The sequence below is a fragment of the Brucella lupini genome (assembly GCF_002252535.1).
In the GTDB taxonomy this organism is placed as follows: Bacteria; Pseudomonadota; Alphaproteobacteria; order Rhizobiales; family Rhizobiaceae; genus Brucella; species Brucella anthropi.
On sequence record NZ_NNRN01000023.1, the window covers coordinates 1 to 15,733 of the forward strand.

The following is a 15,733-nucleotide window of genomic DNA, read 5'->3' on the forward strand; positions in this document are numbered from 1 at the left end:
CACCGTTCGGAATGAATGGCTCGACCAATATATCATCGAAAGTATTGAGGAGGCGCAGGAATTTGCCACGCAGTGGCTATGGACCTACAACAACGAACGTCCCAATATGGGCATCGGCGGCGTAACGCCCGCACAGAAACTGAAAATGGCCGCGTGATTTCTACTGACGAGCCCCGTTAAAAACGGGGGGATTACCACTCGACGACATGCTTCCATGGAACTTCAAGACGTCAAGCTAAGACACAAGTGGTTCGCAGTGGAGTGCTCCCCATTTCACCGGACAGGTCGGCTAGTTTGATTTAGCCCTGATGAACTGCCGAGGGGAAGCCATCTTGAGCGCGGAATGTGGATGGATTTCATTATAGTCCTCGATCCATCCGTCGATGAACTGGAGCGCTGTTTCTGCGTCCGGTAGTGCTGCGATGCGAATATAATCCCGCTTCAGGGTTTTGACGAAGGCCTCCGACATGCCGTTCGACTGCGGGCTGGCGACCGGCGTGAAGCAGGGTGTCAGATTGAGTGCTTGCGCAAACAGCCTCGTGTCCCTCGCGGTGTAAGCAGAGCCGTTGTCCGAGAGATGCTCGATTGCATGTGGGGCTCTGGTTCCATTGAAGCGTTTCTCGACCGCCTCCAGCATCATGTCGCGCACGTCTGAGCCGGAGATGCCCGCGTTGGCGACCGCCGTCCAGGCAATGATCTCGCGGTCGAAGGCGTCGATGATGAAGGCGAGACGGATGACCTCGCCGTTCCAGCAGGTGAACTCCAGCCCATCCGAGCACCAGCGCAGGTTGGAGCGCATGACCATGACCTTGCCATCGTGGAGGCGGCCCTTGCGAACGGCTGTGTGCTTTTCCAGCAGCATGGCGTGGTTGCCCATGATGCGATGGACCCGTTTGGCGTTGATGACAGGCTTATCGGCGGCTCGCCTTTCGCGATTGAGGAGCGCGGCGATCCGCCGATAGCCATAGGTTGGCCTTTGATCTACCAGCCTGCGAATGATGGGCAAAAGCTCTGCATCCTCGGCCTTGTGATAGGAGCCGCGCGGCTTCGATCTGCCTTTCAGCCGCTCGTTGAGGTTGGAACGGGATACGCCCAGCGTGTCTGCGACGGCCTTCATCGCGAACCGTCCTTCGGCAACAAGATCGGCCGCGATATCCGTTTTTTTGAGTCTGCTTTGGACAAGGCTTCCCGAAGGATTTCGACCTCCATCGTCTTGCGGCCGAGCATGCGCTCTAGCTCGCGGACGCGATCTTCCAGCTTCTTCACTTCCGAATTGCCGACCACCGGCTCGTCAGAATCCACAGCTGCAGCACCTCCCTCGCTCAAGAGCCTGCGCCACCGATAAAGCAGATTGGGCGCGACGCCATGGCGGCGAGCGGTGGACGATCCCGTCTCGCCTGGTTCGAAACTCTGCTCAATGATTGTCAGCTTTTGCTCGGTTGTCCACCGCCTGCGGCGAACATCACCCGTCAGCAATTCAACGTGTCGATACTCGTTAGACATAAGCCTATACCCAAGCCTGTGCTTGAGCCTTTCTGCTTATGCCGACTGTCCGGTCGAAATGGGGGGCAGTTCACGCAGCGAACGCTTACGATTCTCCTGCTATTGCTGAAGACCTTCTGGCAGAAACCTCACTCACCCCAAATGCCCTAAATCAATGGGACAGAGACGGCGCATACGTACCAACGTGGTTGCCGTCTCGGTCTTCGGTTCCTCGATCCGGCACAGCTCCTTGCGCCAACGGAACAACTGGCTGACATGGATACTGGCCGCACGGGCAATCTCGGAGACCACCGCGTCCGCCTCAAAGCAGGCCGCGACGAGGCGCTCTTTGTCTTCGCGTCACCAACGACGACGGCGCTCAACGGACGTGATCACCTCAACTGGATACTTCGTCATATGACTACTCCTAGTGTTACCACGAGGACTGGCAGTCAGAAGGCCGTCATCGCAAGACGGCCTTCACCGTGGGCTTACCGTATCGCATGGGCTTGGTATTTTGCGCCACAATTCAAAGGCGGTTTAAAATTAACTGCTTCGCTTGCTCAAAGTTGTCTCTTTGGACAGCCCTATTAACTCTTAACAAATGAACAATTTCATCGTAATTTTCAATTACCTTTTTGATCCGCTCAGCTATTAAGCTTGGATTATCTACATTCTTTTCAACTAGATAAGCGCCAAGTTTTTCATCAACTGTCGAATAGACATCGCCAGCTGGACCGACGATGCAAGGTATTAAACAGGCCCAACTCTCTAGCGCAATCATTGGAGAACATTCCGTATTAGTGATGTATAGATTAATGTCTTGTTTCTTAAGAACTGATATAAAATCCTGCCTATCCATATGATGAATATATTGCACCCTTTCGTGCTTTGGAAATGCCAACTCAACGTCGTTTTTTGCGATATTGGTAGTGAGTAGAATATTATCAAAACCTGAAACGGAGAGCAGTTGGGGAAACGGATTTTTAGCCCATGAAGATATAGAAGAAAACAATCCTACGTTGATAACTTCGTGCGATAGGTCTCCCGGTAATCGGATATCGTCAATAACTGGAACGGGGTTCATTAGATAGAAAGCACGTATCCCCATTTGGTTCAATGTCTCTTCGAGATTCCTCTTAAGACAAATTATCCCATCAATAATATTATTGTCATACTCACTGCGCCACATACTAAAGAAACGCAATTGGCCAGCGTCCACCCATTGTGCAGGAGACCCATGCCACATAAAATATTGCCGTTTATTTGGTGAAACAACTTTTACCAACCGAGCTAATTCTTTGTGAATTAGAGATCCTCCGCTATATATTATTACCTCCGCAGGAGATTGAGCCAACAACTCTGACATTCTCTTAAGATAAACATGCTCCTCCACTTCAGGATATTCATGCTCCGTAAATGGATATCTCAAATAATACTCTGGAAAAACAGCTTGTGTTGAGGCGGCTACCCCCTTCCACATTGGAGAACCAACGACGATTGGATCCGACATTTTCATACTCGATATCTTAGATTTGTAAAAACTCTCGATGATCGAATAATCAATGTCATGATTACGGTACGAGCCGTGTATCAGTCTATGATAGGTGGAAGCAAATCTCGGAGAAATTTGCTTTAGAACGTCAACCATTCCGAGTTTATTAATAATTCGACGTGTCCACCTTACTGCGGATAAAGTACGTGCCCTCATAAAGTTTATCTGAGTTGGAAGCATATTAATTTTTCGAGAAGGACCTTCAACTTCGTAGCGTCTCACTGCACTGTTTAGGAAGTCAAGCCATTTCTCACGTAAATCACTATCGACCCCAAAGTGTTTTTTCCATGCTTCATTGTTCTTGACACCCAGACTTCGGACGAGAACAGGATTGCTGAGTAATTTATCTAGCTTAGAGTAAAGTTCCCGGCTCGAGCGAGGGTATAAAAACTCTAACTGCTCTTGCGGAAGAATTTCAGACGCTATACCAACGTCAGTACTTACGATGGCGCAACTATTTGCCATAGCCTCAATCAATGTGAGAGGAGTCCCTTCTCTCTCTGAGGCTATAATTAAGATATCCGCACGATGCATTTCATCTAAAACTTCCTGATTAGTGATTTTTTCTTTTGATGAATCCATACATAAAAATTCAAAATTACTGTGCTTATCTTTCAACAAGGTTAAAGCTGGAGTAATCACGGTCTTCAACCCCTTGTAATCAACATGCCCGGCATATTCGCCCCACAAGGAATTTCCAGACCATACGATACGAACCTTATCAATCGCAGAGTTAGCAGGCTTTGTTGACGGTTCAAGCTCAATCCAATCATAAATTACACCCCAAGGGTCGGGGACAAAATGACTATCCCTATAAATTCCATGAAGATCCGAGTTGGTTGTGAAATAGGAATCTACAAAATTTAACAACCTCCTCCTGTTCATCAGTGATACTTCATCACTATATAAATAGTCAGGAATATGTGTAGTTATGGCCCGTTTGCAAAATATACGCAATAAATTGGATGAGACGTCGACATTTGATAATATGAGGGAAAGTTGTTCTCTGAAGAAAAAATGAACGCAATCCGGATTCATCTGATTTATGCTTTGTAAAAATGATAATATAGAAGGGAAATCCTCCCAATAAATAATATCAACTTTATAAAACTCCGAAAGTTTTCCTTTTAGGCTCTTTGCCACGTTATCAAAGGCCCAATTGCGTATGTCGACCACGAAAACAACGTTTATTCTAGAATTAACCATGTTGACCACCGGCTTTTTAAGTAAGTAAAGAGAAAGACGAAGTTTCTCGTTAGTTATTCGATTCTCCTAATAGGAAAAATTCTATAACTTAATTCGGAACCATTTAATTGAACAAAATTTTATGGTTCTGAAACTGAAATAAGTATACACTTTATAATACCTATAAAGTAATCCTGTATCATATTTTTCTCCTGTCCGCCCTGCTCTCATTTATTCCTTTCCCCTTGAATAGAACTTTCAACATCGGAGAACCCCAGCACATCAGCCACATTATCGGCTATGAGATCGCTTTTCGTCATGCGCAACCATAAGGCATAATCCTTCAAAGAGATTCATCACGTTCGTCAACAGCCTTTCTAGCACGTTCGTTTTGACACATTACAGCTGAGTGGCCAGATGAATGGGTAATCCTCCCCATTTTAGTGGGGTTCATCGGTAGAATTTACGCGGCCATTTTCAGTTTCTGAGCGGGTGTAATGCCGCCAATGCCCATGTTGGGCCGTTCATGGTTATATGTCCAAAGCCACTGTGTGGCGATCTCCTGTACCTCCGTTATGCTGTCAAATATATACAGATCAAGCCATTCATGCCGAACGGTTCGGCTGTAGCGCTCGACATAGGCATTCTGCTGAGGCTTGCCGGGTTGGATGTAGTTTAATGCAATCCCTTGCCTCTCTGCCCATTCGACCAGTTTTGAGCTGACATATTCGGGGCCGTTATCCACTCTGATCGCCAGCGGTTTGCCTCGCCATTCGATGATCTGGTTAAGACTACGCACGACCCGCTCGGCAGGGAGTGAGAAGTCCACCTCGATGCGCAGCCCCTCACGGTTGAAGTCGTCCAGCACGTTTAAAAGCCTGAACTGGCGACCGTCTGCCAGACGATCTGCCATGAAGTCCATTGACCAGACCATGTTCGGTGCATCGGGCACCGCCAGTTCCTCTGGCTTCTCGCGCTTCAGCCGCCGCCTGAGCTTGATCCTGAGGTTCAGTTTAAGCTCCCGGTAGACGCGGTAAACGCGTTTATGGTTCCAGCGGTGGCCCTGTACATTGCGCATATACAGGAAACAGCGACCGAAACCCCAGGTCTTTTTCACCCTCACAAGCCCCAGTAACAGATCAGCGATCTGCTCGTTGTCAGCATTGCATTGTGGGCTATACCGGTAACAGGTTTCGCTGACGCCAAATGTCCGGCACGCCAGCGCAATACTCACTCCACGTTGCGCCACTGCTTTCGCGGCCAGCTCCCGGCGCTGAGATGGCCGCGTCATTTTTTTCCGAGAGCCTCCTTCAGCAGTTCTGTCTGCATGCTCATTTCGGCATACATCTTCTTCAGCCGACGGTTTTCATCTTCTAAAGCCTTCATCTGACTGATCATGGAAGCATCCATTCCACCGTATTTGGGCCGCCACTTATAGAACGAGGCCGTACTCATTCCATGCTCCCAACATAACTCGGGTACAGGAACGCCGCCTTCTGCCTGGCGCAGAATGGCTAAAATTTGAGGTTCGCTAAATCGGCTCTTCTTCATCAAAATCTCCTCAAGCATCTTGCCGAGAAAATTCTACTTTTGAAGCTCTTTATTTAACGGGGGGATTACCCTTCAAGCGTTAGCTTGTCCAATTTATATCATTTGCCGGCCTGATAATTTATTTTCCACATGAGACATACGGGTATAAAGTTTCTGCTTTTAAAAAATAATTTAATATAATTCAGTATTAATACGATAATATAGAATCTGAATATTCCTGTTCTCGCTTCATTTTAAACAGAACAAAAATCTAACCTTCCCATTCTCTTATAAGATTCTCTATTTTCTTTTGCGCTTCAGCAATCATTGGAGTATAGTACTGATTATCAACACCCCATAGCGTAGATATAGCTTCCTCTTTATGGCCGACGACGAATGGGATAGCTACAACCACCCGAAGATCCTTTTGACTTTCCATGTATCTGTCAATCGTATTGGTTACGGCATTCGTGTTAAGAGGATCCCATCGGGACAAAAGCTCCAATGCCGATCTATTATAAATATTGAATACGGTGCTAGTCATCTTATCGATAGTCACATACGTTCGTTCGCCCACTTGTTCAACTGAATGAATTTTAGCAGAGGGATGAACGTCAGCCATCAATCCAGAAAAAATATCCCAACTCGCTTTTCTAGAGTCTAGATAAGCACGGACTTCATCAAGAATGCCAATAAAATTATTCGGTAGATCGGCATCATCTTCGATGACAGCCAATTGACGACAATCGGTTGAGAGTGCATAGCGTGACAATGCATTAAAACTGGCCCCGCAGCCGATCCAGCCTAAGCCATGCCTAATGCCATCAAATAATTCGCAACCATCTGGTAAATGATCCGCTATTGCCAAACGTCGTTCAATGGTCTCTGGCAACGATAGGGCAAAAAAGTTACTATCTCGGGCCAAGTACAGTGGATTTTCGAGCACAACGTTAGTCGACAGCATTCCAATCGCGACCAAGAACCGATCCATCATGAAATTAAATCGTGCTGAACTTGTAGCTACAGCACCTTTAATCGCCTTACTTTTCTCTTCTAAGGAACTTAACATTTCAGAAGCCCGAGCTGTCATACTCTCGGCTGCCCCCTCTTCAAAGAAACTCACAGCTTTTGCAACCTCAGGGTATTCGTCCTGGTCAGAAGAACTCTCAGACAAAACAGGTACGCCCAAAGAAATGCATTCACATATATGTGAAATTTCCAATAAATCTCCGGCGCAATAATGAATGTTGATTACAGCTTTGGCTTCTCGAATTGCACTGTGAAGATCGTCGCCATAAATACCATCACAAATACGGACAGTGTAGGTTTCCTGCAATTTAGACAATAAGTCTTGTGTCCTTTTACTACCCGCAGCATCGCCACAGAATATAAAATCATATTTTTTTGAGTTCTCTTCCGCTAAATTAAGATCGTTGAGCTGCGCTCCAATTGGAAGATAATGCACATGTGGAAAGCCCAACCCCTTCTTCGCGAAATAATCAATATTCGTTAAACAGTATTCTAAAAAACCCAGAGAATCTTCAAGCACTCTGATATACTCTCGAGTGATCTTTCTCGAATTCGTAGACTGCTCAAGCTGGAATATAAATCGCTTATCTGGCGGTGGAAGGAGCGCTAGCGTTGGCGCGCTAAGCACTATATAATAATCATGACTGAAGTTCTCGACGGAGCCCAGTATGGCTTCGGCTTTTATGTTATGATAAGCAAAACGTTGAACAATTTTTTTCGCGATAAAAAGTGTCTGCGGCGTACAAAGAACGCCCCAGACAATATTATTACTTCCACCTTCTAGCTTTCGTTGCATTTTCACATGAGAGTATTCCCGACCATGCCATTTTAAGCGCTTGAGTAAACCATCTATATCTCCCCGGGTTAGATAGCGTAGCGCGTTGGTCAATTGGCTTAGGCGTCTAGAAAAACTACGCATAATGGAGCGCTACCTTATCAGGGAATTAAAACATTCTCACATTAGATGATCTAGACTTATAGAATGAGGCTCATGGGTAGTCTACAGCAAATTTTCACCATAGAAACTAATAGAAGCCTGTGACAGTCCCATTTTAATTCATTCTATATGCTCTTACTCACCAAAATAGATTGGCAAAACCTCATCTGGAGAACCATCTAGTTTAACTTTTCCATGTTCAAGCCATATTACTCTGTTACAGTTCTTTCTCATTAATTCTTTTGAGTGACTTGCGAGAACGAGTATTCTCGTTGAGTTGACAAGATCATGCATGCGCGCGTTAGCGCGCTCTTTAAAATCTTCATCGCCTGTCGAAAGCCATTCATCCATTATCAGTATTTCGGGCCTAACAGCAGTTGAGGTCGCAAATGCCAACCTCAACTGCATACCAGATGAGTAGGTGCGGAACGGAACATCCAAGAATTCTCCAAGACCTGAAAACTCAGCGATTTGATCAAATTTTTCAGCAATTTCCTCAGGCGGCATCCCCATCATAGCGGAACGCAGACGAATATTTTCTTTTCCCGTCGCATCTGGGTCTATACCCAGATTGATATTGATCAGCGATACGCAGTTGCCATTAATGACCGAACTTCCATGTGTGGGCGTATAAATGCCCGATAAGACACGAAGGAGCGTGGTTTTACCAGATCCATTATGGCCAATAAGTCCAACCCGATCACCGTCTCTGAATGTCAACGAAACATCATCCAGACCACGTATAATCACAAGACGATCACTGCGCCTTTCGATTTTTCCACCCGTCGCAATGCTAAGAACGCGATTTTTTAGCGAGCGACTAGTCGAGTTATAGATCGGAAATTCGACACTAACATTCTGAAGTTGAATTAAACTCATTTTCTACAACCAATATGCTACACGCCAACGATAGCGCCCGAAAAATAAAATCGCGATGCCCCAACCTATTATTGCGCAAGCAAAACCGAACGTCCAATTAAGCAAAGACGGCGGAGATCCGAAAAGCGGCGCGCGAACCAGTTCAAGGAAATGATAAAATGGGTTCGATTCGATGAATGTCCGCGAAACATGATCAGGCAATATCTTAACCATCCACATAATCGGAGTAGCATAAAATAAAACTTGAAGAATATTTGTTATGACTTGCGTCATATCGCGAAATCTAGCGCAAGTAATAGCAAGCATTAACATAATCCAAGCCAAATTTATACATAAAAGGATGAATCCAGGAATCACCCAAAGAACATTAAAACTTATCATTCTACCCAAAATAATAAGGACAATAGGAAAAATAACAATATTGTGGGCAAATATTATTATATTCCTCCATATAGCGCGCATAACATGAGTAAAAAGTGGCATTCTAACTTGCAAAATTATCCCATCAGAAGAAATAAATGTGGTACAGCCCTCATTCAGACATGTTGAGATGAACCCCCAAGTGATAACACCTGCACAAAGATACGGTAGAAATTCACGCATTTCGCTTTGAAAAAGTGTTCCAAAAATCAGCCCTACCGCGCCAATAAATACAGCCATGTTCAGAGTCAGCCAGAATGCACCGACTCGCGAGCGGCGATATCGCTGGGCGACATCTTGCCATCCGAATATTAAAGCTAATCGATATTTTGATAGAGCGTCTACGATATCACGAAGGGCAACAACAGCTCCTTTTGTCGGCTCGGCGATTACAACTTCGTGGGGCGCATTTGCACTAGACGCGTTAGTACTCATGGTTTTACCTGGACTAATCTTTTATTTATCACAACTACCACTTTCTCGAACAATTTTGTTGCCGATGTCCTATAGGCTACTTGAAGAAATATCGCTGCCGAGTCAACTCCGTGGTTACCGGTGAATACGGCACTTTTGGGGTCTTATTCACCAGAATGTTTCATTATCGTATAGGCCGCCTTCGATAAAAAATTGCAAAACAGACCTAGTTCGGAGAATCTTGATAGCAAGGATAAGTAGGGTCTCAGCCTGACTTCGGCTTAATTCCCGAAACAGGAGATGCTTATGGTAACATAGCTGCGCCGGAACCATAGCCCTACTTTTAAGGCAAAATAACGCTTGCCCCCATCCAAGGCAAGCTGACTCTGGAGAATGATTTATATGATGGGTTACGTGTCAATATTCATTTTAAAGCCCCTATCGATTTCATCCCAAGCGAGCAGATTGGAGTTTTCGGTTCGATGGTGGTCTTGTGACCACATATCGCCAAAGTGCAACAATTAATTTGCGAGAAAGCGCGACCACAAGGATTTGCCTCGAATCTGCTGACGCCGATGGTAATTGCATCATAATCACGGCGGAAATCCAGTTAACGTAACGCTTGTAATAGTTCAGACAAACGGAGCCGCTTCTTGTGTCTTTTTCCTTCCCCCTCTCGCATCCTTTTGATGCGCAGGTGTGATTGAAACATTTTGCAGCGGCTTGCTACAAGCAGAAACATTTATCCAGTGCAGGGCTGCGGCCCCTTGGGGACAACGCCGGTTGAGCATATCATTCGCGAATATTTTTCATTCTTCGATAACCTGCAGAAGTCTGGGGCAAGTTGGGGGCAAATCGTGCGATTACTAAATAACGAAGGGTTGGTGTCGCCTCGCAGAAAGCCCATTGCGGCAAGCGTTCTGCGCTCTCAATATTCGAGGGTGCAACGAAATCGGCCGGGCCGTATTCCCAGTACTTCCAATACGCCTCAAACGCAACATGTCGCTCTGACGGCAATTTTTGTGCAAAGAAATGCATCGAAGAAGAATGGTCCTTGACCGAACCGTCATGCCCGCGTCGAGCAAAGTGGGCCGTTCTCCTCGCCCCTCTACACGGCCCTGCCCTTACTTACTCTCCCGATAGGCTTCCATTCTGTTCTTACAGACCGGCCTCAACGATTGCCATCCCGAAACCGGACTGGTTTACCCAGCCTGTAGAAGCGGCTGAATGTGCGTGCATATTCTCTTTCGGGGTCGATGTACCACAGTTCGGAGGTAATGCCGTTTGGCACGATAGGTCCCAGACGTGGATGATCCAGGAATGTACCAACAAGGCATACGGCATCCCGACGATCAATACGCCAGTTGTTGATCAATGGCGCGTCCACCAGCTTGCTTTGTTTTGGTTCCTCACCGTTGAGCAGACGCTCGAGATCACAAACAAGGGCTTTGAGTGTCTCGATCTCTGTTACCAGTCTTTGCCGGTTGAATGTGCCATCGTGTGCAATGGTTGCCATGAGATATTCCTTTCATCGGATATGAGGGATCGTTCGCGTTCGTGTTGGCGAGCGCGTTATGGGTGGGTTTGATTTATTCGTTGGATCTAATGTCAGCCCGAGGCGACTGTTCAGGACGGGCCGGGTGCGTTCGTCTCCTGAGACCGGTTACCCGCTGCATTCACCGAAACATGACTACCCTGCTGATCCTGGCGTTGGATGGCATCGTCAAGAATAGCGGTGACGGCGTCACCCTCCAGAACGCCATGTTCGAGCAATGTTTTGGAAAGTGTCCTGTGCGGGACCGCATAACGGATAAGTCCGTTACATGCGGCGTCATAAGCTTTTTGCATCCGCTCATCGACGCGTTTCGTGACGGGATGATTTGCACGGATCAGTTCCCGCCGTGCGATGCCGTCGCGAAACAGTAATGGCTGCTCTTTGGAAAAGCCGAACGTCGTTTCCATCCCTAACGCCAGGTCGGTGGCGTTAGCCAGATCACTATCCGACCGCATCCCGGAGCCGACAGAGACATCTCCAAGGACAAGCTCTTCCGCCGCCCTTCCCGCCAGCATCACAGCAAGCTTGTCTTCGCAATCATTTTCCAGCGGTATTAGCTTGCGACGCTCCGTTACAAACCCGAACCCCACCTGTTCTTCAATGCTGAGTGTCAGGGGATGACCGACTTGCAAAATATGACGGATGACCGCATGACCCGCCTCATGTACCGCCATGCGCCAGCGTTCCTCCGGTAGAATTGGTCTGCGATTGCCGGATATGCCCTTTTCAATATCCTTCCAGGTCAGCCGACGCTTTTCGCGACGCGCCTGTTGGCGAGCCTGGCGGACAATCCGCTCGATATCGGCCCCTGTCATGCCCTGTGCCTTCAGCGCCAGCGGGCGTAGATCGTGCGAACTGCGGACATATTCATCTGGTCTGGAACCTTTCATCACTGTTGCCCCACCTGTCGTGTTTCCAGTACAGCATTAAGGTCGGAGCCCAGATGATGCGTGAGAATGCCGATCAATGCATCCGTGTCAGGCTTCGGAACCCGGATATGGGTTTCCAGTCGCCCTGACCTTAACAATGCCTCATCAATATCGCCAGGCCGGTTAGTAGCACCCACGATAATGATGCCTTCCTGTTTAACCGCCCCGTCCATCAACTCCAGTAGCTGATTGACGACCGCATTCCAGTAATCTGCATAGTCGCGGGACGAATCCTGACGTCGCCCGATGCTGTCAATCTCATCAATGAACAGGATAACCGGGGCGTGAGATGCCGCTTCCTCAAAAGCAGTTTTCATGCGCAGCAACACATCACCCAGATGTCCCATCCGGAGCCATGTCGCGATAGAAGTCGCGAGGACGGGAATGCGCAGACTGTTACAAAGCGCCCGTGCAAAAGTGGTTTTGCCGGTGCCTGATGGGCCAGATAGAAGCAGCCGCGTGCTGATATCAGACCAGGCGAGCGATGCTGTGTTCCATAGCGCAAGGTCTTCCTTAAGCGCCAAAGCCCAGTCAACCGCATCGCCGTAGCCAGACAAGGTTTCCACACATAGAGCTGGTGTCCGCCGAATGGCGCTCTCTGCCGCACCGATGTCACTGAAGCCATCATCAAGCGGTTCTGGGTCAATCAATTGGCTGTCGGATACGATCTTTCGGCCATGTCGGCCGCGTTCTTCAGTCGAGAGCGATTTCTTGTCATCGGTTTTACCCTTTGTTTTGTCGACCTCGGCCTGCTTCTGTTTCTGCGACGGACGTGCGGACTTTCGCCCCTCCAGTTCCCATTGGGCCAGCAGATAGGCAAAAGTTTCCTGCCGTGTGTTTGCCTCCCTGAACGAATGTCTCAGCTCTTTCAATGAATTGAGTGTGAAATCATCTGGAAAGACGGTGTCGGCATCGTGCTCCGTCACCGTATCAAGCAGCCTGTTGAGAAGAGCGCCATCAAGCAGACCGGTGTCGAGGACTATATCTGCTACAATTTTCAGCTTTGTCGATATCTCGTATTGCGTATCAATGATACCCAGAAGCCATTCACCACGCGACAGGGCGTCCCCGATACTGTCTCCTTCGATCAACGCCAGTTTCTCGAACAAGTTAACATCGATAGTATTGATAATGATATCTGCTTGGCGGATGCGGCTTCTTGTACGCTTTAACTGTCGGACTGTTGTCGTTTCCCAATGCTCGAGAGGGCGCGCTACAACGTGCCCGCGATAAAGCCGCTGTTCTCGTAACATCCGTAACAGGATATCATCAAAACCTTCGATATCGGTGCGCACAATAACAAGCCCAGGCCGTCCGCGCGAACGCTCCAGAAGTGGTTTCGACCCCAAATTACCCTCTTCCAAAGCCCGTGCGAGAAGATGGCACGTAGCTACATCACCGATGTCCGGCTCGGCGCGAAAACAACGCAGGAGTTTCAAAAGATATGCTCGCTCGACCGGATAATGATCTGTGTCAGGCAAGGATTTTGGAAATGGCAGCGGGAGAGCGAACTGGTCTCTCACGCCGGAAGCATGCAGATCGAAGCCAGCACCGAGATAAGCGTTCAGTGCACGCATATCATGGACCGGGTGGCCGGTCAGAGGGAGTGCCGGTCGGTTTTCATCGGTGGAATCGGAAGTCTGTTCCGCCATATCGAAGCGCATCGCGAAAAATCCGTCGACATCGACTTCGGTGTGAGACAGTAGATCAAGTTCGCAGAACACCTGTCGCAGATCGCGATAAGCGGCATGTTTCAGACGGGCAAGCAGATGCCGTCCAAGCCGACCGGAGCCGGGTGGCGAAGTGGTCATGTAGCGACCTCATGGATATAAAAAAGTGAATTCCTAAGCACATTCCGAAAAGCGGGAACCTGCATTCCAGTCAGGGTGCACCTGAAAACAGAAAGACAGGGCATTTCCAGTGAATGAGCCTGATCTCGAGACGCCACGGCTACGTCCGGTCAACACGGTACGTCACCGAGTTTCAGGATTTGCGTTTGCGGTGCTGCCCCACTGTTCAGGGCTTCGAGGGCAATCTCCATCAGTTCCTGCTCCATCAACTGCGCTTGCTCGCTTTGTGTATCTGCAAAAGTGTCACCAATCCGCCTGAGAAGGTCTCCCCAGAGACCCTCCTGCAACGCCACTACCTGGTCCGCAATCCCAGCTTTGCCGAGCAATTGATCAAGATCAAATATCGACCAGACCCCGGTTTCTTCATCACTGTCATCAAGCAGCGGGTCGATCAGTGCGAATTCGCAGTGCTCAATGTCGATGTCATAATATTGCCGCGCCAAACGGGCCAATGCCGACGGCAGGGTCGCCACTTCATTGCGCCATTGATCCAGTGCGTCTTTATGCATGCCTATGCCATAAACCATACTGATCATCGACAACGCTTTCTTTTCAGCGTCGTAATGCACCAGATCAAAAGCGTATGGGGCGTTGTTGGGCAATGCCGAAGCTGCAGTTGCAAGGATGGCTTCACCCGGTGCAGATTTCCGGTCAGCCGAACTGACAATGCGATTAAGAATATCCCGTGTTATTGGCATCACACGTGTCGGGGTTGTATCACTTGGAACCTTCACACGTGCTGATGCTTCTTCAATCAAGCCAAAAATTTTTTCACCTTCATTCCAAAGTGACCATCGCAGCAATATATCACGAACGGCACGTTTCTGGCTTGCCTGATCATCGGCGTAGGCAATACTGTTAAACAGCCACGCTAAATTTTGCGACGCACGCAATTCTCGTCCAGCATTACGGACCGGGATTTTGTGTTCGATCAAATCGATGTAACCAACGACAGTTTCTACAGACATGATATGAGCCCTCTCTGTCCGGTGCGATATGATCGCCGGATCCAAATGACTATGAACGGTCGGTCGCGCTTGCCCTTGCAAGCGACGCCAGATTCTGAAGACAGCTAAGACCGTGCGTTGCGCGCGAACGCACACGACCAGAGTGCCAAAATGGGAAATTGGTGAGTTCGGCTTTAAAAAGCGTCGAACGCGTCAGAGGTGAAAATTACTTCCGCTGAGGAACCACAAAGCCGATGAGATTATCAGGCCACAGATCTTTTAATCCGGCACGAATATGGATAAGAGTCGTCATAAGCTTGGCTCCTGTTGTTGGCAGGCTAAGTTAGTCTCCATTCCGGTGTTCCCGCACCGGATGGAGACGTCTGATTGATCAGACAAGGTGACTATTGCAGGATCTCAAACGCGCTGCAAGGATTCGGAGCAAAAAAAGATCTCCAGACTGCATTTTTATCTAAGTCCCGGATATCACCGGCTTTTTCGGATTAGCCCCAAACGCTTCAAAACCCAGTAGCCACACGGCTTTTGCTTTAGTCGGCGACTGATCCGGGCGGTCGAAAGCTAGGCAAAAAATCATCCACAGGCGAGACATCAAGCCCGATTTTAACAGAGACAAGAGCTCTCATTCGCCGAATGCGCCCCTGCCGGATGTCTCGCCAGAAACAAGGCATGGATTTGAAAAACTTCGATTCCAAATACATTTCGGCCTTACTTTCAAACGACGTTTGCCGCTGAATCGGGCAAATTGCCTCGGGTAACTCTCTTCTCGAATTCTGAATCGGATTACTGTAAATTATTTCGATTTGAAACGCGTTGCCGACAAATCGAAATGACGTGCCTGCACATTGCGTGGCCCTACCTGCCTGCCATTTCTAGCTCGATATTTCCGATTCAGCTGCAAACGGCGTTTTATGAAGTAATGGGGGGAGAACAGACAAAAGGGACAAACGCCGTTTGTGAAACGAACCAGCTGAAATCAGGCAGCCACGGTTCTGAAAGCCAT

The 15,733-nt window shown here is 48.1% G+C and carries 12 protein-coding genes and 1 pseudogene; 1 reads left to right on the forward strand and 12 read right to left on the reverse strand.

Going from position 1 to position 15,733, the window contains the following annotated elements:
• The coding region (locus tag CES86_RS01775) for an integrase core domain-containing protein (protein ID WP_143851055.1) at positions 1-157 on the forward strand (157 nt) is incomplete at its 5' end.
• 132 nt (positions 158-289) lie between these two features.
• Here the strand turns inward: CES86_RS01775 and CES86_RS01780 are convergent.
• The 12 genes and pseudogenes from CES86_RS01780 to CES86_RS01830 form a co-directional block, all read right to left on the reverse strand.
• Positions 290-1,503, reverse strand: a protein-coding gene (locus tag CES86_RS01780) for an IS3 family transposase (RefSeq protein ID WP_094513414.1) whose coding sequence is annotated in 2 segments (ribosomal slippage) — positions 290-1,167 and positions 1,167-1,503 — 1,215 coding nt in all. Because the reading frame shifts where the segments join, the coding sequence is not laid out codon by codon here.
• 132 nt (positions 1,504-1,635) lie between these two features.
• A pseudogene (locus CES86_RS28250) lies at positions 1,636-1,827 on the reverse strand (transposase); the annotation flags it as partial.
• Positions 1,828-2,011: 184 nt separating this feature from the next.
• A complete protein-coding gene (locus tag CES86_RS01790; protein ID WP_143851057.1) occupies positions 2,012-4,243 on the reverse strand; it encodes a glycosyltransferase in 2,232 nt (743 codons plus the stop codon).
• A gap of 442 nt (positions 4,244-4,685) precedes the next feature.
• Positions 4,686-5,773, reverse strand: a protein-coding gene (locus tag CES86_RS01795; RefSeq protein WP_094513418.1) for an IS3 family transposase whose coding sequence is annotated in 2 segments (ribosomal slippage) — positions 4,686-5,512 and positions 5,512-5,773 — 1,089 coding nt in all. Because the reading frame shifts where the segments join, the coding sequence is not laid out codon by codon here.
• A 250-nt stretch (positions 5,774-6,023) separates the two neighbouring features.
• Complete coding sequence (locus tag CES86_RS01800; RefSeq protein ID WP_235819860.1) at positions 6,024-7,577, reverse strand: methyltransferase type 11; 1,554 nt, start codon at positions 7,575-7,577, stop codon at positions 6,024-6,026.
• A gap of 276 nt (positions 7,578-7,853) precedes the next feature.
• The gene (locus CES86_RS01805) at positions 7,854-8,597 is read right to left on the reverse strand and encodes an ABC transporter ATP-binding protein (RefSeq protein ID WP_094513421.1); all 744 of its coding nucleotides are present in this window, start codon (positions 8,595-8,597) and stop codon (positions 7,854-7,856) included.
• A gap of 3 nt (positions 8,598-8,600) precedes the next feature.
• Complete coding sequence (locus CES86_RS01810) at positions 8,601-9,452, reverse strand: ABC transporter permease (protein WP_094513422.1); 852 nt, start codon at positions 9,450-9,452, stop codon at positions 8,601-8,603.
• A gap of 771 nt (positions 9,453-10,223) precedes the next feature.
• Positions 10,224-10,469 carry a hypothetical protein gene (locus CES86_RS27405; protein ID WP_167387081.1) on the reverse strand — a complete coding sequence of 82 codons (246 nt, stop codon included), beginning with the start codon at positions 10,467-10,469 and terminating at the stop codon, positions 10,224-10,226.
• Between the two features lie 133 nt (positions 10,470-10,602).
• Complete coding sequence (locus CES86_RS01815; RefSeq protein WP_094513423.1) at positions 10,603-10,947, reverse strand: DUF6634 family protein; 345 nt, start codon at positions 10,945-10,947, stop codon at positions 10,603-10,605.
• A gap of 110 nt (positions 10,948-11,057) precedes the next feature.
• Positions 11,058-11,876, reverse strand: coding sequence for an ATP-dependent metallopeptidase FtsH/Yme1/Tma family protein (locus CES86_RS01820; RefSeq protein ID WP_094513424.1), 819 nt, complete (start codon positions 11,874-11,876; stop codon positions 11,058-11,060).
• A complete protein-coding gene (locus CES86_RS01825; protein ID WP_094513426.1) occupies positions 11,876-13,726 on the reverse strand; it encodes an AAA family ATPase in 1,851 nt (616 codons plus the stop codon). The genes CES86_RS01820 and CES86_RS01825 overlap by 1 nt, the downstream gene beginning before the upstream one ends.
• Positions 13,727-13,875: 149 nt before the next feature.
• Positions 13,876-14,733 carry a hypothetical protein gene (locus CES86_RS01830; protein WP_094513427.1) on the reverse strand — a complete coding sequence of 286 codons (858 nt, stop codon included), beginning with the start codon at positions 14,731-14,733 and terminating at the stop codon, positions 13,876-13,878.
• Between the last annotated feature and the right edge of the window lie 1,000 nt (positions 14,734-15,733).

Coding starts and splice junctions, on each gene's coding strand:
- CES86_RS01790 (WP_143851057.1), bottom strand. CDS start 4,243: ATGGTTAATTCTAGAATAAACGTTGTTTTCGTGGTCGACATACGCAAT.
- CES86_RS01800 (WP_235819860.1), bottom strand. CDS start 7,577: ATGCAACGAAAGCTAGAAGGTGGAAGTAATAATATTGTCTGGGGCGTT.
- CES86_RS01805 (WP_094513421.1), bottom strand. CDS start 8,597: ATGAGTTTAATTCAACTTCAGAATGTTAGTGTCGAATTTCCGATCTAT.
- CES86_RS01810 (WP_094513422.1), bottom strand. CDS start 9,452: ATGAGTACTAACGCGTCTAGTGCAAATGCGCCCCACGAAGTTGTAATC.
- CES86_RS27405 (WP_167387081.1), bottom strand. CDS start 10,469: ATGCATTTCTTTGCACAAAAATTGCCGTCAGAGCGACATGTTGCGTTT.
- CES86_RS01815 (WP_094513423.1), bottom strand. CDS start 10,947: ATGGCAACCATTGCACACGATGGCACATTCAACCGGCAAAGACTGGTA.
- CES86_RS01820 (WP_094513424.1), bottom strand. CDS start 11,876: ATGAAAGGTTCCAGACCAGATGAATATGTCCGCAGTTCGCACGATCTA.
- CES86_RS01825 (WP_094513426.1), bottom strand. CDS start 13,726: ATGACCACTTCGCCACCCGGCTCCGGTCGGCTTGGACGGCATCTGCTT.
- CES86_RS01830 (WP_094513427.1), bottom strand. CDS start 14,733: ATGTCTGTAGAAACTGTCGTTGGTTACATCGATTTGATCGAACACAAA.